Source organism: Paenibacillus sp. J22R56, assembly GCF_056269375.1.
The window spans coordinates 114,068-137,371 of record NZ_JBWDNV010000003.1 but is presented as its reverse complement, the minus strand read 5'-3'; the positions used below and the strand labels follow the sequence as shown (position 1 = coordinate 137,371).

The following is a 23,304-nucleotide window of genomic DNA, read 5'->3' as shown; positions in this document are numbered from 1 at the left end:
TCCTTGTTTATTCACTGCCCATTTTAGACTTTAAACTGGTCAAGCAACGCTTTAATCGCAGGATTCAAATTCAGTACACGCAGTATAATGCTTAAAGCTTCAGCTCTAGTTGACTGTTCTTGTGGAGCGAAGACACCATCGGCACGGCCGTTGATGATGCCGGCAGATGCTGCGCTGTGAATATCGTCCGCATTCCAGGAATTTGCAATATCATTGAAGTTCACTGTCTGATACGCCCCTACCGCCTTGAAGTCTACAATACGGCTGATCATAGCTATAATCTCCGCACGCGTGATAACCTCATTAGGCCGGAACGTACCATCTGTATAACCTGCAATGATACCACTCGCGGCAAGTGCCTTGATATCTTGACTCGCCCAGTAATTGTCCTTCACGTCAGAGAAAGTCTTATTGCTGCTTGAGGTGTCGAAATTGAACACCCTTACCATTACGGCAGCAAATTCTGCACGCGTAATCGATGCATTCGGGCGGAAGGTAACGTCCTGATACCCTGTAATAAAGCCCATTTTGACGAATAGATCGATATTCGCTTTGCTCCAGTGCTGATTAACATCAGAGAAATGCTCGCTAACCGGGTTCTTAAGTGCTTGCTCGAGCTTGTCCTTCAAATAGTCCATCAATTTCTCTTGATTGATAACAGACTTAAAGATTGGCGAAGAAGGCTTTGGAGTCGTTGGCACGGATGGTACGTATGGTACCAGCTTCCAAGTGGCATAAAGCACCACATTCGCGTTATCTATGTCGAGCGTATCGCCTGCTTTATAGCTCGTCCCAGTGCCGTCCGCTGCAGTGTTCCAGCCGTCAAAGGAATACCCGGATTTCCACAAAGCACCCGTGTTACCGAGTACTGCTGCGCTTTCCTGATCCTCATAGAGCTGGCTGTCTGCCGGAGTGCTTCCAGAAGTGCTGCCATTCCCGTCATACGTTACCGTAAATACAGCCGTCCATTTCGCATACAACGTGAATCCATTAGCCGGAACGGTGTCCGTGTCAAAATCCCACGCTGTCGTTAATGCCGCTTCCTTATACCAGCCATCGAATCGATAACCTGCTTTTGTTGGAGCAGTTGGAGCTGTAATCGCTGCTCCATAATCGGCATCCAGATCAACTACTGCGCTACCGCCGTCGCTGTCAAAGCTTACCGTGTAGCTGTTGACGTCATATTGTGCCGTTACCGTCAGGGCGCCCGTTACATTCGTGAACGCAGCATCCCAGCCTGTAAACGTATAGCCGGTACGAGTTGGATCAGCCGGTGCTGATGCCGCACTGCCATGGTTCACCGTCTCTATCTTTAATACATTACCGTCCCAATCCTTGAACGTCACCGCGTACGTCTTGATATTCCATTTGGCATAAAGCGTGAAGTCGCCTGCTGGAATCGTGTCCGTGCTGAAATTCCACTCCGTCGTCAAGCCTGCATCCTTGTACCAGCCTCCGAAGTCATAACCAACCAGGGTTGGTGCTGCTGGTGCTGTGATCTTCGTGCCATAATAGGCTACCTGATCAGCTGCCGCGCTGCCGCCTTTGCTGTCAAAGCTGACTGTATAGCTGTTGACGTCATATTGTGCCGTTACAGTAAGTGCGCCCGTCACATTCGTGAATACCACATCCCAGCCGGTAAACGTATAGCCGGTACGGCTTGGATCTGCTGGTGCTGTTGCAGCACTGCCATGGTTCGCCGTATCTGTCTTCAGTACGCCGCCGTCCCAATCCTTGAACGTTACAGCGTACGTCTTGATCGCCCATTTGGCATATAGCGTAAAGTCGCCTGCTGGAATCGTATCCGTGCTGAAATTCCATTCGGTCGTTAACCCTGCATCCTTGTACCAGCCAACAAAGTTATAGCCATCAAGGGTTGGTGCGTCTGGTGCTGTAAGAATCGAGCCATAATTCGCGGTCATATCATCTATTGAGCTGCCGCCTTTGCTGTCGAAGCTTACCGTGTAGCTGTTGACGTTATATTGTGCCGTTACCGTCAAGGCGCCGGTCACATTCGTAAATGCTTTGTCCCAACCTGTAAACGAGTATCCTGTACGGATTGGATTGGCAGGTGCCACCGCATTGCTGCCATGGTTAACTGTCCCTGTTTTTAATACGCTGCCGTCCCAATCCTTGAACTTCACTGCGTAGGTCTTGATAGCCCATTTGCCATAAAGCGTAAAGTCGCCTGCTGGAATCGTGTCGGTGCTGAAATTCCATTCGGTCGTTAAGCCTTCATCCTTATACCAGCCGGCAAAGTCATAGCCAACAAGAGTTGGTGCTGCTGGTTCTGCGATCTTTGTGCCATAATCGGCATCCAGATCAGCTACCGCGCTGCCGCCTTGGCTGTCAAGGCTTACTGTGTAGCTATTGACGTCATATTGTGCCGTTACCGTCAAGGCGCCGGTCACATTCGTGAATGCCGTGCTCCAGCCTGTAAAGGAGTAGCCAGTACGGCTTGGATTCGCAGGGGCTGTGGCATTGCTGCCATGGTTTACCGTCTCTGTCTTCAGTACGCTGCCATCCCAATCCTTGAACGTAACCGCGTACGTATTAATTGCCCATTGTGCATATACGGTTACATCCCCGGTTACAGGTGTTACTGCGCTAAAGCTTGTACCTGTACCAAGCTGATCCGTATTCCAGCCTGTGAACGTATAGCCAGCTTTTGTTGGTTCAGTCGGAAGACTGCCTACGCTGCCGCTGTATGGCGCTGTCTTGGAGGCTGGAGCTGCATCCACATCTCCTCCATTTTTGTCGAAGGTTACAGTATACATATTTGGCGTCCATACTGCATACAAAAGCGCATCACTGCCGCTAATCGCGAACGTGTCTCCCGCTGCATAAATGGTGCCACCACCGTTAGGCAGCGTGCTCCATCCTCCGAATGAGTAACCGGTCTTTGCCAGACCACCTGTATTGTCAGCGACCGTCACGGTATCGCCGTTCTTATATGAAGTGTTGTCCGCCGGCACGGTTCCGCTCGTCTGCCCGCTTCCGTCATACGTTACTTTTAACGATGTGATGACGTTATGCAGAGTAACGTTGCCAGTCAAAGCGTTATACGCAATAAAACCTTGGTCATACCCTTTATAGAGCTTATATCCCATTAAATAAGTATACGGGTATGTAGCATTATCCGCTGACGGATCAGTGTCAGGCGCTTTCCAATCCGTTACCATATTCCCGTTATTATCGAACTCTCTCACTTGCTGATCATAAGAATGCAGATCATACCAGGGAGCTACATCCAGATAGTCACCTACTGTGCTCGAGTCTGTAACCAGAAAACCACCGTTTTCTAGCGATAAGAAATCCGCTGCATCGTCGCCAAGCTTAACCGATGCATTATTAATGGCACTGCCAATTGCTGTACCATCCGGTGTAATGATTTTTGCCATTTTTGCGCCGTTTTTCTTATAAGCAACGAGGAAATTGCCGTTCGACAACGCTTCTGTATGAACATAAGAAGAGTCGTTGTATTCTCTGTTGTCACCGTTAGCAACAATAAAATGCTGATAACCGTTTACGGTTTTCTGAGAACCGTCGTTGTTGTAGAGAACACCATAGAAATCCATACTGTTATAAAATTTATACACGATCAGGTAGGTGCCATTGTTATTAGCTGCTATCGAATGTGTGTAAGTAGAGTTCTGTGCAGGATTACCTTCGCGGTCACCTGTCGTTTCGATTGGGCTTTGTGTTGAGAACGACGTTCCATCTGCATTGAAAATTCTCGTAAAGTAAGTGCTGCCGTCATTCTGCCAGAGAAATGCGATTTTACCGTCCGAAAGTTCGGCCGTATCGGTATAGCAGTTATAATTGGCTGTTTGGGTACTGATATCTGTCGCCGGCTTATATACCGTTCCATCCTCATTCAGCATTAGGAACTGATACATGCTGTTCATATTATTATCACAGCCGCTCGTATTCCCTTCCCACGTAATGAGCGATCGGCCATTAGCCAGAGCCATTACTTTCAAAGCATAGATATTCGACCCACGTGGAATGAGCGCAGTAATATTTACTGACTTGATCAGTGATCCGGTAGACGAGTAAATCTCATAATAACTCGTACTACTTTTCTTAATCAGTACTCCCGTCTTACCTTCGCTCAGACCCGCAATCCCCCAAACATAGTTGGATGACGTATCTGTGTTTACGTTGAACTTCGTTGAACTACCCGTATCAACCGCAGCACCAAAGGCCGTTCTAGGAACAACGAGTCCGCACCCTAATAATAAAATAAACACCAAAAAAAGCAGTAACTCACGCTTGGAGCCTGCCGCTTGCCGAGTTAACCATGAACTCATTATTCTCCCCCTATTAGTTAATGAACAAATGTTCTATAGCAAAATTCGACATCGTTCTACATAAACCTCTAGAAAATATTGTATTTTAAACAATAAAAATCCGCCCTTTGAACATAAAAAAAAGACCACCCAGTAGCATAACGGCGGCCTTTGATCTCTATTCACTATTATTTCAATCATATTCTATTTATTCGACAATATTTTACAAATCCTCCGATTGATCTTCACCATACAACTCATTCATATGCTCCAGATGAGCCTCTCCCCAATCGTTCATGACCTGCAGCACCTTGCCTAAGCTCTTGCCATATTCCGAAATCGAATACTCTACCTTCGGAGGGACTTGGTTATACACCTCACGGTGTACAATATCGTTATGCTCCAGTTCTCTTAATTGCTGAGTAAGCATCTTTTTATTAATATCGGGTATCGCTTTTTGAAGCTCGCTGAATCGCATCGTACCGTTTGCAATAAGCTGAAGCAAGATGACGGGCTTCCATTTGCCGATCAATATTTCCAGTGCCGATTCGAACTTACAGTATTGTTTCATGGAACTCTCACCTCTTGCGCTTCGCTAGGTTACTTTTTATTTACTCTGTTTAGATTAAGTGCCTACTTCCTCAATCCGTTTTCTTGGGTCTATTATACCTTAGAGGATCGTTAAAAAGGATAAGGAGGTCAATACTATTCATGAATATTACATTATGGATTATTCAAGGGCTTGCAGCTCTTGCTTTTGTCTACTCAGGTTGGCTGAAGGCGTTTCAGTATAACAAAGCCAAAGCAGAGTGGGGATGGGTAAAAGACGTTCCACAAGGGCTTGTCGTCTTTATCGGACTAGCAGAGTTACTTGGTGCAATTGCGCTCATTCTGCCTGAAGCTTTGAACGTCGCACCTATACTAACACCCATTGCCGCCACTGCACTTGCAGCAGTTGTATTATCCGGAGCAGTCCTGCATCTGACACGTAAGGAATACCGGGAGATCGGCGTGAACCTTGTCTTTATCCTGTTAGCGGCAGTTGTTGCTGTTGGCCGTTTTCTTTAATAGAGTATTTTGAATAATGAAGGGCAGGCTGCCGATACAACTCGGCACCTGCCTTTTTTCTGTTCCCTTAAGTTTTTCCAAAAAATATCATCGAACGCCCTTCTTCCCTGACAGACAGTTGTCAACAAGGGTAGCTTATGATGATCTTAGATGATCGCTCAAGCAACTCATTCAGGTAAAAGAAAGGAAGGATTAGATATGAAAAACAAACTGGCAGCCATCGTTGGAGGACTATTGCTTGCCATATTAATGGCGTCCATGGATAACACGGTTGTATCAACAGCAATCGGCACAATCGTTGGCGAGATGGGAGGCCTCGACAAATTCGTTTGGGTCACCACCGCGTACATGGTCGCAGAGATGGCGTGCATGCCTATCTTCGGCAAGCTGTCCGATATGTATGGGCGCAAGCGATTTTTCATCTTTGGGATTATCGTGTTTATGATAGGTTCCGCCTTGTGCGGAATGGCGCATTCCATCGTGGAGTTAAGTATTTACCGGGCCGTGCAAGGAGTTGGAGCTGGGGCGATGGTGTCCATTGCATTTACGATTTTGTTTGATGTCGTGCCATCCAAGGATCGCGGGAAAATGATGGGGGCATTCGGGGCAGTATTTGGTCTGTCGAGTGTAATTGGCCCGCTGCTTGGCGGGTACATCACCGACCATCTCAATTGGTCGTGGATCTTCTACATCAATTTGCCGCTTGGCTTTATTGCCCTGCTGATGATTACCCTGTTCTATAAGGAATCAGCAGCGCATTCCCGGCAAAAGATCGACTGGGCAGGCTCTGTTCTACTGGTAGGAGCTATCGTCTGCTTTATATTTGGACTTGAGCTCGGCGGCAAAACGTATGCCTGGGATTCTCCGCAAATTATCGGATTGTTTGCCGGATTTGCCATTCTTACCTTCTTGCTTATATTGGTCGAGAGTAAAGCTGCTGAACCAATCATCTCGTTCCGCTTGTTCCGAAGCAGACTTTATACGACAAGTAATCTGGTCGCCATGCTCAGCGGGGCGGCATACATGACGGCTGCAATTTTTATCCCGATCTACGTACAGGGCGTAATTGGCGGATCTGCCTCCAATTCCGGCTTGACCTTATTGCCGATGATGATGGGTTCGGTTGTTACCGCGACGCTTGGCGGGTTTCTGATGACAAAGCTGCAATACCGGACCATTATGATCGGGACGCTGGCGATCCTGCTGGCAGGTCTTGCCCTTCTTTCACAAATTACGGTAGAATCTTCTAGACTTTCCATTACGGGAATTATGATTCTGATCGGTCTTGGAATTGGCGCTTCCTTCTCGGTATTAAGCACCTCCGTGCTTCATACGTTCCCTGCAGCGCAGCGCGGGGCGGCAAGCTCAACGTTAAACTTCAATCGCTCGCTTGGCATGTCGCTTGGCATTACGATTTTCGGAATTGTACAAAGCCACAGCCTGCTCTCGAAGCTCAGTAATTCTCTAGGCAATGGTAGCGCAGCAGTCCCTTCTGACTTGAACTTAAGTGACCCTCATGCCCTGCTGAATCCAGCGTTTCGTCAAACGGTCGATCCTCAGCTTCTGGATACCATTACCGCCGGGCTGTCCAGCTCCATTGGAGCAACCTTTGCCTGGAGCATGGTCCCTGCTGTATTAGCGCTGATTGCTGCCTTCCTGATGACGAAGGATAAAATGGAGCCGGCTGTAGAAGGCGAAGAATTGGCAACCGCACACTAATTCATAGATCGGCTAGCTCTGAAGCATGCCGGCTTTAGGAGAGATAACCATGAAGCTTGAACGGTTAATGACCATTACGATCTTGCTGCTCAATCGAAAACGGGTGCAAGCGCAAGAGCTGGCAGATCAGCTTGAAGTGTCTCTGCGCACGATTTACCGCGATCTCGATTCGCTAGGTCAGGCCGGCATTCCCATCGTCTCCTATACCGGCATGGAGGGCGGTTATGAGATTATGGACAGCTTCAGGCTGGATCGGCAGCTGCTGTCGTTCGATGAGCTGACTGCCCTATCTACTGCGCTTCGCGGACTTGAATCCACGAAGGCTTATGACCGATCGAATATGGATCTCCTTCTCAATAAGGTCGGCGCAATGGTGGCACAAGCCGAGCAGGGCAGGGTCGGAGAAGGCGACCGTATTCATATCGATTTTACCCCTTGGAAGAATAGCGATGAGGATCAAAGCCGTTATAATTCGCTTCGCCAGGCCGTGAATGACCGTAAGCTCATCCGGTTCACATACACGAGCAGAAGCGGCGGCGAGCAAGAGCGCGAGGTGGAGCCTATGGCACTTGTGCTCAAAAATTATGCGTGGTACCTTCACGGCTATTGCCGCCTGCGCGACGATTATCGCATTTTCAAGCTGACACGTATTAGGGAGCTCGACATACAAGCTGGCACCTTCATTCGTCGAGAGGAGTCGCTTGCACAGCTGAATGAGAGGTGGAAGACACCCGCGAAGAATGAATCGAATGAGGGGATTTCAGCTGTCCTTCGGTTCAAAGCCTCTGCTGCTTTGTCCGTAATGGACCATTTTGATGAAAAAAATATTGAACGGCTGCCGGACGGTCAGCTTATTGTGCGCATGACTTACTCTAGTGAACACTGGCTGATTCGCTCGGCACTCCATTATATGACCGATGTTATTGTACTTGAGCCCGATTCCGTTGCCGCAAAAGTAAGGCAGCTGGCACTCGATATTGCAAGTCAGTATGACGGTTTGGATAAAGAATAAGTTCAGGGCAGGAGGCTGGATCATGATATCCTTGCAGGGAAAAATCGCGGTTGTTACCGGGGGCACCAATAGGATTGGAAAGGCAACATGCAAACAGCTTGCTAGACAAGGAGCGAGGGTTGTTGTGAGCGGCTTGGAAAAGGAATGGTCCGCTGAATCGGTCGCGTCCGAGATTGTTGCGGATGGCGGTGAAGCCGTGTCGATTCCGGCGGATGCTCGTAATAAGAAGCAAATGGAACGGCTCGTGGAAGCCGTGAATCAAGCATATGGCCGTATCGATATTCTCGTATGCACGGCAAGTCAGCGTGCTGAAGCTACCGCTTTTGCGGAGCTCTCATGGGAAGCATTCGAGCGGCAGCTGACCGATGAATTGCAGTCGGTGTTTGAGCCTACAAAGGCAGTTATTCCCATCATGACAGCACAGCAATTCGGCAGAATCATCTATCTATCCAGCACAGAAGGCAAGGATCCTTCCCCTCAACATATCGCATATGGTACAGCGAAGGGTGGACTTGATACGTTCGCGAAATATATTGCGCAAGAGTTTGGCCTTTGCGGAATTACGGCTAATATCGTTGCTCCCGGCTTCGTTAGATCTGTTGAGCCCTTTATGATATCCGAAGAGGAAAGCCGCGTCATAGGCAGCTTCACGCCGCTTGGCCGGATTGCCGAACCGGAAGATGTCGCGGGCGTTATTTCTTTCCTCGCCGGAGACGGCGCGCGGTTCTTGACAGGAACCTACACGCCTGTAACCGGCGGGCTTGTTATGGAGTAAATTGCTTCAGTCCGGCTAACCTATCTGCTCTCCCGGACTTTCGGGACAATCCCTACTGTACAGCGGGAGATGCAGATTAACCGATCTTCCTCGTCGGTAATTTTTATATCCCAGACCATCGTTGTTCTTCCTTTGTGCAAAGGTGTCGCAACGGCGGTGACAATGCCGTCCCGCTTGGAGCGAATATGGTTGGCATTGATCTCCATCCCTACGGCCAGCTGGTTCTCTTTATCGATCAGATTGTACGTGCCCACGCTCGCCGCCGTTTCGGCAAGAGCTACCGATGCCCCGCCGTGCAGGACTCCAAAATATTGCCGGGTAGCCGGACCAACGGGCATGGTAGCAACAACACGCTCCCCCGTGCATTCCGTAATACGCATCCCCAGTATACCAAACATCGTTGTTTCATAAGATACATCTTCGCTTAACATGAAGTGGTTGTCATTGTTGTTATTCATTCGGAATCTCCCTCTAATGCTCTCCTAGCATATATCTATAATTTTTTATAATTTCGGATTTTACTAAAAGGTCGCCCCTGCACTTATCAGCATACGCTCAATTTCCTTAAATCCATTCCTTCTGGCATGCTGCAGCGAGGTTACTCCGTCTCGATCGGCAATATTTACGTCTGCTCCGTGTTCGATAAGCAGCTGAGTGATTTTTTGATGCTTTGAACCACCATTGCCAAGGATAGCGACCTCAAGCAGAGCGGTCCACCCTAAGTTATTGATATGGTTAATGTTCACATCTGTAGTTGAGAGCAAGGCTCTTACATTCTCAACATGCCCTTTCTCACTTGCAGGAATGAGCGCATTCCCTCCATAACGGTTCGTTATTGTTGTATCCGCCTTAGCTTCAATAAGGAGCTTCAAAATTTCTAGGCGGCCTTGGGCCCCGGCATAAAGGAATGGATTATCATGTATGTAGTCCTGCAAGTTCATATCCGCACCGGCATCTATCAGTATTTTCACGATCTCCGGCTTGTTCGAATGGGTTGCCGCCAGCATGGCCGTTCTCCCCTTATGATCTTGTGTATTAAGATTTGCCCCGGCTTTGATTAACTCCTCAAGCTTCTTCAGATCTCCCCGTTCAGCAGCTAAAATCAGTTCGTTATTCAACGTATCCCGCCTTTTCACTTTTTATTATTGAAGCTTGCCTTCGCGGAGCAGCTCGACGGATTTTTCAATACGACGCTGTCTGGTTTCAATGCTTTTAGCACCCTCAATATTCAATACAAACCGGCGTTTGTTGCTGTAAGATAAACTTTCGAAAAACTGCTGTGCCTCGCTTTCGCGATTCATCGCCTCAGCAAAATCATCTGGCACAATGACTTCACGTGGTGTTGTGTCCAGTTCGACTTCGACCTCAAGCTCGTCTCCAGCCTGAATGCCTGCCCCGCTTCGATGCTCTTGGCTGACCGGCAGCATGTATTTCCCACCCATTGATCCTATCGTACTGAGGTAGCTGTAGGAACCAATTGTCACTTTGACAGCAGGCTTCTTTCCCGCTCCAAGTGCCTCAACGATTTCGTCCGGAACTTGAATGCCGGTTGCTGTTTTTTTACTCAGCTCAAGCGTGGCGTTAAATCTCATTTTCCTCATCCCCCTTTACTTGCTTTATTTTCTCAATCAGCTCGAGATATTGGGTATCTCCGTACCCTACTTCTGGGAAAGCCTCGAATAATTGCTTAAGCAATTCAGATGTAGGTAAATGTTCATTGTCTATAATATAGGTTCTAACGGTATTATCTTCTGTCTGCATTTCTAAAAACAATTTAATTGCCTGATCCATCAAGGGAAAAAGTTCAATTGCTGGCTTCTCATGATGAATCAATACTTCCTCATAAACGGAATAATAGCTGCCTAAAGTAAGCTCTATTGGGCTTATTTTAAACTCATTCTCTTTAAAACTATTATAAACCACTTTGCCCTTATACTGAGACTGCTCGAGATAGGCAAGGATCGTTAGTAGATTCATCTGACAAAACATGTCCTCCCCAAACCATAGAACAATTTCGTTATACTTTTTCTGAAACAGCTCATCTAAGGGCTTTATAACCTTGTTGCGGTAATTTTCAACTGACTCATGATGTCCCGATGCTCTAGTTTCAATAAACGCCTGATCGAAAATAAATGCCGTAGTCGCATGTACACACATGGCCTCATTAAAGGGGACATAGCTACCCATAAACTTTTTACTTTTAAATTTCTCATACATCGCTTGACCGTTTAAGATGTGCAGTACGTCTTGATCACTCATTCCGCAACCCCTCCCCTGATGGAAAAGTCCAAAAAGCCTATCCAAAACGCAAGTCTTGAATAGGCTTTTCTTTAAGATTAATATTCTCCTTTAATGACAAAGAATGAGCCCCGAATGGTTCCAGCCAGCTTAGACTTCTGCCGAGCAAACTTAAACTTCTCTTCTAACTCCTTTGGAATTTCCATTCCTTCAGAAAGCTTAAAGCCAACGGCCCTTTTCTTAGGATCATCAACTGTATACATGACATTAATTGAAAGCCCATCCTCATAAAAGACATACGTAAATTTGATATTTTCCACTTGGAATTGCGATGTTTCTAAAGGTTTCGCCGCAAACTGAATATCACGTTCTTTCAAAACTCTGTTCGCGTAATCAAGGGCTTCCTGACTTTCGCTAGCTGGCACCACCGTAAATTCATGCTTGTATTTGTTCATAAAATAACGGGCTTCATTTGCACGTAAACCAGCAAGCGCATCTGCTACAGGTGAAGACTCTAAACCAACCGTGGATACATTTTTAAAATCAACAACATAAGACATTTTCATTCCTCTTTTCTATTATTATTTCGTATAAATAGGATTCCACCGTTTATCAAAAACTAATCCTCGTATCTACCAAATATTATAGCAAAAACAAAAAACCGTTTCTTCCTAAATAGGATGACCTATTTAAGAAAGAAACGGCTCTTATATTTCAATTAATTATTTAATAACGACGTATTCCAAGTTAACCAGCTTCGCGTAAGTTACGATTTGATCTGTCGTCAGGTTCAAGGAAACAACCGTATGGTGACCGCCGCCATTCTCAAGCCAAGCTTTGATCCCATCTTGGAAGTTCGGCTTCACTGTCCACAGGACGCGAGCTACTGGAAGATTTGGAGCTGGAACGGTAGGTTCGAATGCGGAAACCTCGTTGATCAGCAATTTATAATGAGTGCCAAAGTCCGCCATGGATACGACTACGCCATCGCCTGCTTTACCATCAAACACAAGACGAGCCGGATCTTCACGATCGCCAATTCCGAGTGCGGAAACGATAATTTTCGGCTTATTGCTTGCCAAGGAAGGATCAACTTCAAGCATATGGGATTGCAGGATGGCTTCTTGACCAGCCGCCATCTCGTACGTGTAATCCTCCATAAAGCCTGTGTTCTGATTGCGGCTCATTACCTTCATCAAGCGGTCAAGCGCAGCTGTCTTCCAGTCGCCCTCGCCAGCGAAGCCGTAGCCTTGTGCCATCAGACGCTGTACAGCAAGACCAGGAAGCTGCTTCATGCCATGCAAATCTTCAAAGTTTGTTGTGAAGGCATTATAGTTTCTCTCGTCCAAGAAACGTTTAATGGCAATTTCATAGCTCGCTTGGATTCTAACACTAGCTTCCCAAGCCTCTTTGCTGTTCGTGCCGTAATCGAAATCGTAGAGCTCCGCATACTGGCCCATCAGATCATCGATCTCTTGCTCAGTAACAGCATTCACGTATTGTACGAGATCGCCGATACCATAGTAGTCGACAGTCCATCCGAATTGGATTTGAGCCTCGACCTTGTCGCCTTCTGTTACGCCAACATTACGCATGTTGTCGCCGAAACGAGCCACTTTAATATTGAAGCTTTCGTTGTAAGCAACGGCTACGTCCATCCAATCTGCAATTTGCTGCTGAACGCCCGGACGTTCCCAATAGCCTACAACGATTTTATTTTGTTTATTCAGGCGGGCATTAATAAATCCGTATTCACGGTCGCCGTGAGCCGCTTGGTTCAAGTTCATGAAGTCCATGTCGATTGTTGCCCAAGGAATGCTCTCATTATATTGCGTTGCGAGGTGAAGCAAAGGCTTCTGCAGCAGCTTCGTACCACGGATCCACATTTTCGCAGGCGAGAAGGTATGCATCCAAGTGATAACACCTGCTACCTCATCACGATAGTTAACTTCTTTCATGATGCTTGTAATTTTATCAGCGGTTACTGCCAGGTCTTGCAGGACAAGCGGATAAGGGAGCACACCACTATTATTCAGGGCATCAGTCATTGTCTGTGCGTGAGCTTTTACTTCTGCCAGTGCTTCTTCCCCGTACAAATGCTGTGAACCTACAACGAACCAAAATTGTTTTTCTGCCATCTTAATCATCCTCTTTTCTCAATTTAGTAAGGTGTAAAATCTATTATTTCTGCCCGTAATAGGCGTCTTTACCGTGTTTCCGAAGATAGTGCTTATCTAGAATGCCTTGCGGCAGTTCTTTGGCAAAATGGTTTAATTGCCGTGCATACAAGTTCATCTTGCAGACTTCCTCCAGCACGACACTGTTCACGACTGCCGACTTCGCATCTTTCCCCCAAGTGAAAGGTGCATGTCCTGAAAGCAGGACAGCCGGAACGGCCATAACATCCAGTCCACGCTGCTCGAACGTTTCGATAATGACATGACCCGTCTCCGCTTCGTAACCCCGGTCAATCTCCTCTTGATTCAAGAAACGTGCACAAGGCACGGAGCCATAGAAGGTGTCCGCATGTGTTGTTCCCATAACAGGTACATCTAGTCCCGCTTGCGCCCAGATCGTAGCCCAGGTGGAGTGGGTATGAACGATGCCTCCGATTTGCGGATAATGTTTGTACAATACAGCGTGAGTCGCGGTATCCGAAGAAGGTCTCATCTCTCCCTCAACCACATTACCGTCAAGATCCACAACGACCATGTCGCTTGGTTTCATCTTGTCATAGCTGACTCCGCTTGGTTTGATGACGAACAGGCCGCTATCCCGATCAACAGCGCTCGCATTACCCCAAGTGAATTTTACAAGTCCGTGCTTCGGCAAATCTAGATTCGCTTCATATACCTCTTCTTTCAGTTGTTCTAACAACGTTAGTCCCTCCCATTCTCCAGCAGATGTTCTACAGCAGCTTGTTCAATCGCAAGCCCTGCTTGATATCGTTTGATGAAGGCTTCGAACCCTCTTACATCAGCTGCATCCGGAGCAATCTCTTGTCCTTCAACATCTTTAAAGACCTTCTGCTCGAGGAAGTCGTCCAAGCCCTCTTCTTGATCCTTGTTGATAAGGTAAGAAGCCAGAAGCGCCATGCCCCATGCTCCGCCTTCACCAGCCGTGGACATAACCGAGATCGGTACGTTCAGCGCGCCAGCTAAGATTTTTTGTCCAACGACAGGAGTCTTGAATAAGCCGCCATGAGCCAAAATGCTGTCGATAGCTACATCTTCATTTTCAGTCAAAATATCCATGCCAAGCTTTAATGCTCCAAAGGCCGTGAATAAGTGTGTTCGCATGAAGTTAGCAAGCGTAAAGTTGCTTTCAGGTGAGCGGACGAAGAGCGGACGCCCTTGGTCAATTCCTGTAATATTCTCGCCCGAGAGATAACCGTAGCTCAACAAACCGCCGCCATCCGGATCAGCTTCCAATGCCTTACCCAGCAATACGCTGAACAACTTGCCGGAATCTGCGCCAAACCCCATCGCTTCGGAGAATTCACGGAACAATCCCATCCAGGCGTTAAGATCGCTGGAACAGTTGTTGGCATGCACCATGCCGACTGGACTGCCGTCAGGCGTTGTGACCATATCAATCTCCGGATAAACCTTCGATAATTCCTTCTCGAGTACAATCATAGCAAAAACAGAAGTACCAACGGATATATTACCCGTACGCTTCCTTACGCTATTCGTCGCTACCATGCCTGTGCCGGCATCGCCCTCTGGCGGACACAGCTGAATGCCAGACTGCAGATCCCCTGCTGGGTCCAGAATGCGGGCGCCAGCCTCCGTCAACTCACCAGCTTGCTCACCGGAGAGACATACTTTAGGGAGAAGATCCTCAAGCTTCCACGGATAACCTTTGGATGCGATTCGATCATCAAATTGCTTAATCATCGTTGGATGGTAATTATGAGTGGCTTCATCAATAGGGAACATACCGGAAGCATCGCCAACACCAAGTGCTTTATTGCCGGTGAGCAACCAGTGGATATAGCCCGCCAGCGTCGTTACATAATCAACGCGAGGCAGATGCTCCTCTTCGTTTAAGATTGCTTGGTACAAATGGGCGATACTCCAGCGCTCAGGGATATTAAATTGGAACAATTCCGTAAGTTCCTTAGCTGCCGCACCCGTTGTGGCGTTACGCCAAGTCCGGAATGGTACAAGCAGTTCGCCATTGCTGTCGAATGCCATGTAACCATGCATCATAGCGGAAAATCCAATTGAACCGAATGTACGGAGCGTAACTCCGTAATTCCGTTCCACTTCCAGCTTTAATTCACCATAAGCGGCTTGGAGACCAACAAGAATGTCCCCCTGGTTGTACGTCCAATAGCCGTCTTTGAGCAGATTCTCCCACTCATAGCTTCCTGAAGCGATGGTCTCAAAACGACGATCGATCAGTACCGCTTTAATCCGTGTAGAGCCGAATTCGATACCTAGTGAGGTCTCGCCATTAATAATTGCTTCCTTCAGACTCATAGTTAACCTATCTCCCCTCTCCGTTTAACCCCAACAATTTCTCATCCTATAAAAGCCTCAATCCAATCGAAAGAAGGCGCTTTCTCATACTGACAGCCCTAGTATATTTTCTGTACGTACATTTGTCAATATAGTCTAATAGTTATACCTACATGAGTTGCAAAAGCATCCCTTTTCATCATTATTATTGCGTCCATATGTAACTTGTACCATTGAGAAAATAAGCAAATAGGACTGCATTTGCATTCCAAGCAATGTATGCTAGAATGTGTACGTACAACTTTATGAAAGTAGTGGATTACATGAAGCCAAAATATCAGGTCATCATTGATGATCTTAAAAGTTATATACTCTCGGGAACATACAAATCTGGCGAGAGAATCCCTTCGGAGCTTGCTTTGCAGGAAGACTACAGCGTTAGCCGGCAGACGGTCAGAAAAGCGATTTTGGAGTTATCAAATGAGGGATTCCTAAGAAGTGAGAAAGGATCAGGCACGTACGTCAGTACCCAATATCGCTCCAAAGCTGGCGGGAAAACCACCAATAAAACAATTGGCGTCATCACGACCTATATTTCGGATTACATCTTTCCTTCCATTATCCGCGGCATTGAAAGCCGATTAAATGAAGATAATTATTCTTTGCTGCTGGCCAGTACAAATAACGATATCTCCCAGGAAAAAAAAGCGCTCGAAATGATGCTGTCCTACGGTGTTGATGGACTGATTATTGAACCTACTAGAAGCAATGTTTACAACCCCAATATTGCTTACTACCTGTCTTTTAAGGAGCAGGAAGTCCCTCTCACGATGATTAATGCCTATTACGAAGAGCTCGAGGTTCCTTTCTTCTGTCTGGATGATGTGCAGTCCAGCTATCTCGCAACCCGGGAGCTGATTGCCAAAGGACATACTCAGATCGGCATTATTGCGAAAATGGATGATTTGCAAGGGAAGTTTAGAATGAAAGGATTTATTAAGGCACTTGGGGAAGCCAAATTACGGTTTCAGCAAGAGCATGTCCTTTCATTCGATACGGCGACAAAGCCGGACCTATCTGCAAACCTCGAAGGTTATCTGAACGACAATCGGGATGATGTGACCGCCCTTGTATGCTACAACGACGAGGTAGGACTCGAAGTTGTACATGTCTGCAGAAAGCTGGGCATCTCCATTCCAGACGAGTTATCCATCATTGGCCAGGATAATTCCTACATCGCAAAGAACGCGAATATCAAGCTCACAACGCTGACCCATCCCCAAGAGCAAATGGGCCGTGACGCAGCAGACTGGATTATCAAGAATCTTCAAGGCAAAAAAGACCTGCCCACAAGCACCTACTACCAGCCTGTACTCATTGAGGGTGAAACGGTAAAAGAGATTGAAGTGGAATAGATAAGGTTAAAGAAAATGCCGCTCCTGCAAAGGGAGCGGCATTTTTTTGCTTTTACAACCATTGGTCAAATTTGTTAAGCCTCACAAATGGTGTCTTTTGGGGGTCAAAAACAACACATTATCCGCTTGTCATCACCTCTTGTCAAATGCCCGCAGGCCTGCTGTTATGCGCCTTCCGGGCATGCCTAAAACGACATATTTACGAGAGTTTAACATCTCGGCTATCGTAAATGTGTAAGCGTTATCAAGCTAGTGTTGCAAGCAGCGACGGCTGGTGAATGATCCCGAAATCAGAATGAGTTGTGAAAGGAGTGGTTCTATGCAGCATACAAGAACGATCCTTCCCAGGGATTCGGCGTTAACTACAAAACAAAAAACAAAGCGCACGAAGACTTGGAAGGGAATCATTAAAAACTGGGAATTGTACCTCTTTATTGCCCCAGCGCTTCTCTACTTCCTTATTTTCTGCTACGGACCGATGTACGGCATTCAAATCGCCTTTAAAAACTTCATCCCAACAAAAGGGATTACGGGGAGCCCGTGGGTCGGCTTCGACCATTTTGTACGATTCTTTCATTCCTATTACTTTTGGGACCTGATATGGAATACGCTCAGCATCAGTTTGTATTCCTTAGCGGTCGGTTTTCCGATTCCGATTATACTGGCGCTTGCCTTTAATGAGGTACGGAACGGCTACTTCAAGAAATTGGCCCAAACGGTCACCTACGCACCACACTTTATATCGATGGTCGTTATGGCAGGTATGATTATTACCTTTCTTTCCCCATCTACAGGCATAGTAACGAATATTATTGAGGGACTTGGTTTCCATTCACCCGATTTCCTTACAGATCCACGTTGGTTTAAAACCATGTACGTCTTCTCGGATGTGTGGCAGAGTGCGGGCTGGGGTACCATTATTTATTTGGCTGCACTGTCCGGTGTTGATCCTGGACTTCATGAGGCGGCCATCATTGATGGAGCCTCACGGTTCCAGCGTGTCCGTCATATCAACATTCCAACCTTAGTGCCAACTATGACGATTCTGCTCATATTGAGCATGGGTAGCTTACTTGGCGTTGGCTTTGAGAAAATATTGCTGCTGCAAAACCCGCTCAACATGACCGCGTCAGATGTGATTTCGACATTTGTCTATCGTTCAGGGCTTGTGAGCGCTCAGTACAGCTTCTCAACAGCCATTGGATTATTCAACTCTGTCATCAATGCGGTGCTGCTTATTGTGGTCAATCAGGTCGTTCGCCGTATAAGCGATAACAGCTTGTGGTAGAGAGGGGGAGCATTCTGTATGTTATCAGGTATTAATGAGAGTGGCCGAGATAAAGTATTCCTGGTTTTCAATTATATTTTCGTATTTCTAGCGTTTCTTGTCGTGTTTTATCCGCTCATTTATATGGTCAGTGCTTCCATCAGTAATCCAAAGCTTGTTGGATCAGGCGAAATGTGGCTGTGGCCGATGGAAATTACGTTTGACGGCTATAAACGGGTGTTCGAGAATTCGAACATTTGGAACGGATATGGCAACACCATTCTCTATACCATCGTTGGTACGGCCATTAATCTGGCGGTGACGCTGCCCGCAGCGTATGCGCTGAGCCGGAAGGACTTTATCGGCCGCAATATCTTCATGGGGCTGTTCATGGTCACGATGTTCTTCGGCGGCGGGCTTGTACCGACTTACTTGCTCGTTAAGAAACTTCATATGATTAACACCATCTGGGCGATTGTCCTTCCGTCGGCTGCTTCCATCTGGAATATTATCGTCGCCCGTACCTTCTTCCAAAGCTCGCTTCCGAGGGAGCTGCAGGAGGCTGCACAGATCGATGGCTGCACCAACCTGCGGCTGTTTATGAAGATTATCCTGCCGTTATCGATGCCAATTATTGCGGTTATGGCTCTGTTCTACGGGGTCGGCAACTGGAACAGCTACTTCTCGGCACTCATTTATTTAAACGACGCGGCAAAATATCCGCTGCAGCTGGTACTGCGTCAAATTCTTGTCTTGCAGGAGGCCTCGGCGCAGGGCGGGGGAGCGATGGACATCGCCTCGGCTTCGGCGCTAAACAGTAAAGCTGAGATTGCCGCGCTCGTCAAATACGCCGTCATCATTGTAGCGACGGTACCGGTTATTGCGATTTATCCTTTCTTACAGCGCTATTTCGTTCAAGGTGTTATGATCGGTTCAGTCAAAGGCTGATTCCGACTTACCATAGGTGCACCCAAACTATAAAGGGAGTTGTTGTCATGAATAAGATTCGTAAGGCATCATTGATCCTCCTTAGTCTAACAACATCCGCAGCACTGCTTCAGGCCTGCGGCGCAAATTCAAACGATGGTAACACAGGTACGACAAACACGAACGTTAGCGAAGGAGCTATTAGTAAAGATGCCTTCCCAATTGTGGACAAGCCGCTGACCCTCAAGATGATGTCGCAAGACGTCGGTGTTGCCGATTGGAATAAGATGCCGGTCATGCAAGAGATGGAGAAAATAACGGGCATCCATATGGAATATCAGAACTCCCCGGTCGACAGCTTTGCAACAAAGAAGAACCTCGTGTTCGCAAGCGGTGACCTGCCGGATATTTTCTATGCCGCAGAACTGACATCCGCTGAGCAAGTCACATATGGAACGCAAGGCGTGCTCCTGCCGCTTGAAAAGTATATCGATGGCGGCTATGCACCAAATATCAAGAAAATTTTTGATGAGTATCCCGACATTCGCAAGTCGTACACAACACCTGACGGCCATATCTATTCCTTGCCAAACATCGATCTGTCCGCCGTGTGGTACCGTGGGCCAATGTGGTACAACGGCAAATTCCTGAAAGCGTTGAATGCCGAAGAGCCGAAGACAACCGAAGAGCTGTACAGCTATTTAAAACGGGTCAAAGAAGAAGATCCAAACGGCAACGGCAAGCAGGACGAAATCCCGCTCACTTCCGTTAAGCTCGACGATCTGCGCATGTACTTCCTCGGCTTCTGGGGCATCTACAACGAAGTGTATTATGCCGACAAGGAAGGCAAAGTACACTATTCACCTCAAGAAGAAGGCTATAAAGGCTACTTGACGTTCCTGAACCGTCTATGGAAAGAAGAGTTGCTGGACCACGAGACCTTCTCACAAACCGATGATCAGAAGACAGCAAAAGGCAAGAATAATCAGGTCGCTTTGTTTAACAATTGGTTCCCGTACTTCATGCTTGGCGGCGAGCCTAGCGGTGACAATCCACTCATGACGCCGGTAAAGAGCGAAATAGCTGGATCTCCGGTATACGGTAAGCATCCGGGACTCTCCACGAACGGTACCTTTGCCATCACAAGCTCGAATCCGTCGCCGGAAGCGTCGATGCGCTGGGTCGACTACCTATACGGCTATGATGGCGCTACATTATTTGCACAAGGTCCGGAGAACATGCTGTGGAAGTACAAGAACAAGGATACTCATGAGAAAGAATGGCTGCCGCTAGAGGCTGGCCAAGACCGTGAAGAGCTTCGCGGCACGCTGACGCCGAACTACGGCATCCCGGCGCCAGGCATGGGCTCGGCTGAGCTGACCAAAGGCTTGAGGAGCGAATTCGACAGCTGGCTTGATCAACAGAATGCGGAGAAGCTGACGCCAATTGCCAAGTCACCATTCCCGTACGTCTATCTGACGAATGACCAACAGACAGAAGCAACGGCGCTGCTGGCAGATCTGGGCACATACGTGACACAGATGGAAGCAAAATTCGTAACTGGACAAGAGCCGCTTTCCAATTGGGACAAGTATGTAGCTCAGCTTAAGAAAATGGGCAGCGACAAGATCGTTGAGCTTTACCAAAGCGCCTACGACAGCTGGAACAAGTAACGACAATTTATGATTGAAAAGCAAATAGCCAACCTTTCCCGGCGCTTAACCGGGGGTTGGCTATTGTACTATTCATCTTCAAGTTCGGAAAATTGCCGGGCTTGTTCGTTTTCCGAGAACAGCTTGCGATATTGCCCAGGTGTATAGCCGGTTTCTTTTTTAAACTTGCGTGTGAAGTTTGGCGTATCCTGGTAGCCAACGCGAAGAATGATGTCCTTCAGCGGGTCGCTTGTGGTCTTGAGCTGCTGAATCACCATTTCGAGCCGCTTCTGCCAAATGTATTGGATGAAATTCTGTCCGATCTTCTCTTTGAAGGAACGGCTGACATGCGACGGTGAAACGCCAAATGCAAAGGCAACGGATTCGAGGCTCAATGAATGATCCGTATACCTCTCGTCAATATATATGGCGATACGCTCCATTAAGGTCTGTTCTTCCTTCCGGTTATTCTGCTCTACTTGATTGCAGATGCGGGAGGCCAGAGCCAGGAAGGTGCGTTCCAGCTCGTCCAGGGAATTGCCGTAGATCGCAGCAGGGGCCAGATCTAGGGCAGCACTGTGGATACCAAGCTCGGATGCCGTTTTTAGCATTGTATTCAACAGATCGAAGCAAGTGCAGCGTGTAAGCAAAGCGGAAACTTGCGTCGTCTGCAGGTTCCGAAACACCGATTCTATAATGGGCACGGCAACATCGTAGCTGCCTTGCTTCAAACTTTGTGCAAGCTTCATCAACGTGTTATTTGGAATCCAATCCGCATGCTGCGGTTCGTCGGAGAGCCTCTCGAAATAGGTAATGCTGCCCGGCTCGATAGAAGACCGGAGCTCAAAGGCTGAGCAAGCCTCAATAAAGGACTGATTCAGCTGGTCCGGGCTCTCATAGCAGGTGCCGACACCGATGCCGATCATTGGGATGTCGTCCATAATGGCAAGCACACGGCTTCGCATAGCTTCGACAATCTTGCGGACGCGGTTGAACACATCCGCTTGACCGACATGCCAATCAAAGCTGACGATAAGCCCCAGCTGATCCAGCTGGGAAAGCTCGACACCGTACCCGACTGCTTTCAGCTCCAGGAACTCGATCTGGTTCAGCAGTTTAATCAGTTCTTGCCTATCGCTTGGGGAACCGCCATTGTTGCCCGATCCGATAACCACGACAAAATAGTGCGAACGGTCAAAGCGAAGATCAAAAGCTTGCAGCAGCTCAGGAGTCAGACTTTGAACATTGCCGTACTTCAGCAGCATCGACAAGAAGTGATTACGCGCGAAAGGCTCTTGAAGATCGATCCTTGAACTGTATTCCTGCAGCGTGGACCGAATTCGGTCCAGCTCGTTGCCGAGTGCTTCGGTCCCACCTTGCTGACGGTTCTTATTCGACTTGGATGCGGCGAATTGTACAAGCATCGAAATCGGCTGGTACTGCATTCTGGCAAGCACAAGCGCAATAGCCGCTCCAACAAGGACGATGATACAAAACAGCAGGATGATGAAGCTGCGTACATGCAGCACACTGCTGAAGAATTGCGCGCTTGGCATCGCCGTAACGTACGTCCAGCCGTTATTTTGTGATTTGACGGAGACGACGGAGTGCGGCTTGCCGTTAATGGTCTGCTCGTGAATGCCGGGTTCCAGGTTGATCAGCGATTTCGCTGCCGTACTGGTCATTGCTTCCCCTTGGCGGTTATCCACCAGAATATGGCCTTCGTTATCAAGAATAAAAGTAAGGCCTTGATAGTTTCCGAGTATGGAATCAATTAGGCTGGTGAGCTCGGACTCTCGGATCAGATACATAACCGTGCCATGCGGCGTTGGACTGTTTGGTGTGATGGGAATGAGATAAGCCAGCATACTCTCCGAGATCTTCGAAGATTTCGTAACGGTATCTGCCGGCCGCATCGTCGGATATTTGACCGTGTTCAGGTCAAGGAACAGCTTGTCCGTCGGCCAGTTTCCAAAGCTGAAGACATTAGCGAAAACGTCAAAATTGTAGAGGCCTTTGCTGGAATATATTTTCTCGTCTTGATGGAAATAGAGCAGCAGCTCACCGATTATTGAGCTGGTCGATTTGTATTGATCCAGCCCTTTAATCGCTTCGCCGCTGTAGATCGGGTCGTGAACACGGTAGGGCGTAAGCCGGTTGTCATAGGAGATACGGGAAGCGATCTCGCTCAGTTCCTTGATCCGGCCGTCGACAATAACCTTAGCCTGAGTCAGCTGATTCAATCGGGATTGCTCGATTTCCGAACGCAGGCTGCTGACGGCATTTTGGTAAATGAAGATGGTCATCAGAATTAAAGGAATTAACAATATAAACAAATAGGACCAAATGTATTTCAGGAAAAGCTTTGATTTAAAGTAGTTCTTTATCAAAACATGCTGCCCCCTGTGCGTCCTGCCGTGAATATATTTACCAATCATATCAACTTTTAATTTTTTTGCCCATAGCGCGAAGG

General features: G+C 47.6%; 18 protein-coding genes and 1 pseudogene. 8 read left to right on the top strand and 11 right to left on the bottom strand.

Translation table 11 applies throughout. The features are described 5' to 3' along the window. Positions 1 to 23 precede the first annotated feature (23 nt). Together AC0YNT_RS08560 and AC0YNT_RS08555 are read right to left on the bottom strand one after the other, a co-directional pair. Positions 24 to 4,313, bottom strand: a complete 4,290-nt coding sequence (locus AC0YNT_RS08560) for an InlB B-repeat-containing protein (RefSeq protein WP_475804181.1) — start codon at positions 4,311 to 4,313, stop codon at positions 24 to 26. A gap of 202 nt (positions 4,314 to 4,515) precedes the next feature. Further along, entirely contained in the window at positions 4,516 to 4,863 is a 348-nt protein-coding gene (locus tag AC0YNT_RS08555; RefSeq protein WP_475804180.1) for a winged helix-turn-helix transcriptional regulator, read from the bottom strand. A 140-nt stretch (positions 4,864 to 5,003) separates the two neighbouring features. Between AC0YNT_RS08555 and AC0YNT_RS08550 the strand changes: the two genes are divergently transcribed. From AC0YNT_RS08550 to AC0YNT_RS08535, 4 genes are all read left to right on the top strand, one after another. Next, complete coding sequence (locus AC0YNT_RS08550) at positions 5,004 to 5,360, top strand: DoxX family protein (protein WP_475804179.1); 357 nt, start codon at positions 5,004 to 5,006, stop codon at positions 5,358 to 5,360. Positions 5,361 to 5,510: 150 nt separating this feature from the next. After that, positions 5,511 to 7,079, top strand: coding sequence for an MDR family MFS transporter (locus AC0YNT_RS08545; protein WP_475804178.1), 1,569 nt, complete (start codon positions 5,511 to 5,513; stop codon positions 7,077 to 7,079). A 49-nt stretch (positions 7,080 to 7,128) separates the two neighbouring features. Beyond that, complete coding sequence (locus AC0YNT_RS08540) at positions 7,129 to 8,091, top strand: helix-turn-helix transcriptional regulator (RefSeq protein WP_475804177.1); 963 nt, start codon at positions 7,129 to 7,131, stop codon at positions 8,089 to 8,091. A 22-nt stretch (positions 8,092 to 8,113) separates the two neighbouring features. Continuing rightward, the gene (locus tag AC0YNT_RS08535; protein ID WP_475804176.1) at positions 8,114 to 8,866 is read left to right on the top strand and encodes an SDR family NAD(P)-dependent oxidoreductase; all 753 of its coding nucleotides are present in this window, start codon (positions 8,114 to 8,116) and stop codon (positions 8,864 to 8,866) included. Between the two features lie 20 nt (positions 8,867 to 8,886). Here AC0YNT_RS08535 and AC0YNT_RS08530 read toward each other — a convergent pair whose 3' ends face one another. The 8 genes and pseudogenes from AC0YNT_RS08530 to AC0YNT_RS08495 all read right to left on the bottom strand — a co-directional run bounded on the left by AC0YNT_RS08530 (position 8,887) and on the right by AC0YNT_RS08495 (position 15,591). Beyond that, positions 8,887 to 9,324 carry a hotdog fold thioesterase gene (locus tag AC0YNT_RS08530; RefSeq protein WP_475804175.1) on the bottom strand — a complete coding sequence of 146 codons (438 nt, stop codon included), beginning with the start codon at positions 9,322 to 9,324 and terminating at the stop codon, positions 8,887 to 8,889. A 63-nt stretch (positions 9,325 to 9,387) separates the two neighbouring features. Continuing rightward, positions 9,388 to 9,984: an ankyrin repeat domain-containing protein gene (locus AC0YNT_RS08525; RefSeq protein ID WP_475804174.1), complete on the bottom strand. Its 597-nt coding sequence runs from the start codon at positions 9,982 to 9,984 to the stop codon at positions 9,388 to 9,390. Positions 9,985 to 10,008: 24 nt separating this feature from the next. After that, entirely contained in the window at positions 10,009 to 10,458 is a 450-nt protein-coding gene (locus tag AC0YNT_RS08520; RefSeq protein ID WP_475804173.1) for a YdeI/OmpD-associated family protein, read from the bottom strand. Then, positions 10,448 to 11,119 (bottom strand): annotated as a pseudogene (locus AC0YNT_RS08515) (AraC family transcriptional regulator); the annotation flags it as partial. The gene AC0YNT_RS08520 and the pseudogene AC0YNT_RS08515, both read right to left, overlap by 11 nt. Positions 11,120 to 11,202: 83 nt before the next feature. Continuing rightward, positions 11,203 to 11,664, bottom strand: a complete 462-nt coding sequence (locus AC0YNT_RS08510; RefSeq protein ID WP_475804172.1) for a phage tail protein — start codon at positions 11,662 to 11,664, stop codon at positions 11,203 to 11,205. Between the two features lie 162 nt (positions 11,665 to 11,826). After that, the gene (gene araA, locus AC0YNT_RS08505; protein WP_475804171.1) at positions 11,827 to 13,251 is read right to left on the bottom strand and encodes an L-arabinose isomerase; all 1,425 of its coding nucleotides are present in this window, start codon (positions 13,249 to 13,251) and stop codon (positions 11,827 to 11,829) included. A 34-nt stretch (positions 13,252 to 13,285) separates the two neighbouring features. Continuing rightward, positions 13,286 to 13,981 (bottom strand): L-ribulose-5-phosphate 4-epimerase, encoded by a 696-nt coding sequence (locus AC0YNT_RS08500; protein WP_475804170.1) that lies wholly within the window; start codon positions 13,979 to 13,981, stop codon positions 13,286 to 13,288. Between the two features lie 2 nt (positions 13,982 to 13,983). Continuing rightward, a complete protein-coding gene (locus AC0YNT_RS08495; RefSeq protein WP_475804169.1) occupies positions 13,984 to 15,591 on the bottom strand; it encodes a xylulokinase in 1,608 nt (535 codons plus the stop codon). Positions 15,592 to 15,893: 302 nt separating this feature from the next. Here AC0YNT_RS08495 and AC0YNT_RS08490 point away from each other — a divergent pair, with 302 nt between their 5' ends. The 4 genes from AC0YNT_RS08490 to AC0YNT_RS08475 all read left to right on the top strand — a co-directional run bounded on the left by AC0YNT_RS08490 (position 15,894) and on the right by AC0YNT_RS08475 (position 20,852). Beyond that, the gene (locus AC0YNT_RS08490) at positions 15,894 to 16,985 is read left to right on the top strand and encodes a substrate-binding domain-containing protein (RefSeq protein WP_475804168.1); all 1,092 of its coding nucleotides are present in this window, start codon (positions 15,894 to 15,896) and stop codon (positions 16,983 to 16,985) included. 319 nt (positions 16,986 to 17,304) lie between these two features. Further along, positions 17,305 to 18,273 carry an ABC transporter permease gene (locus tag AC0YNT_RS08485; RefSeq protein WP_475804167.1) on the top strand — a complete coding sequence of 323 codons (969 nt, stop codon included), beginning with the start codon at positions 17,305 to 17,307 and terminating at the stop codon, positions 18,271 to 18,273. A gap of 18 nt (positions 18,274 to 18,291) precedes the next feature. Continuing rightward, positions 18,292 to 19,200 (top strand): carbohydrate ABC transporter permease, encoded by a 909-nt coding sequence (locus tag AC0YNT_RS08480; protein WP_475804166.1) that lies wholly within the window; start codon positions 18,292 to 18,294, stop codon positions 19,198 to 19,200. 47 nt (positions 19,201 to 19,247) lie between these two features. Further along, on the top strand, positions 19,248 to 20,852 hold the full coding sequence (locus AC0YNT_RS08475; protein ID WP_475804165.1) for an extracellular solute-binding protein: 1,605 nt from the start codon (positions 19,248 to 19,250) through the stop codon (positions 20,850 to 20,852). A gap of 68 nt (positions 20,853 to 20,920) precedes the next feature. Here AC0YNT_RS08475 and AC0YNT_RS08470 read toward each other — a convergent pair whose 3' ends face one another. Continuing rightward, complete coding sequence (locus AC0YNT_RS08470; RefSeq protein ID WP_475804164.1) at positions 20,921 to 23,221, bottom strand: helix-turn-helix domain-containing protein; 2,301 nt, start codon at positions 23,219 to 23,221, stop codon at positions 20,921 to 20,923. Positions 23,222 to 23,304: the final 83 nt, after the last annotated feature.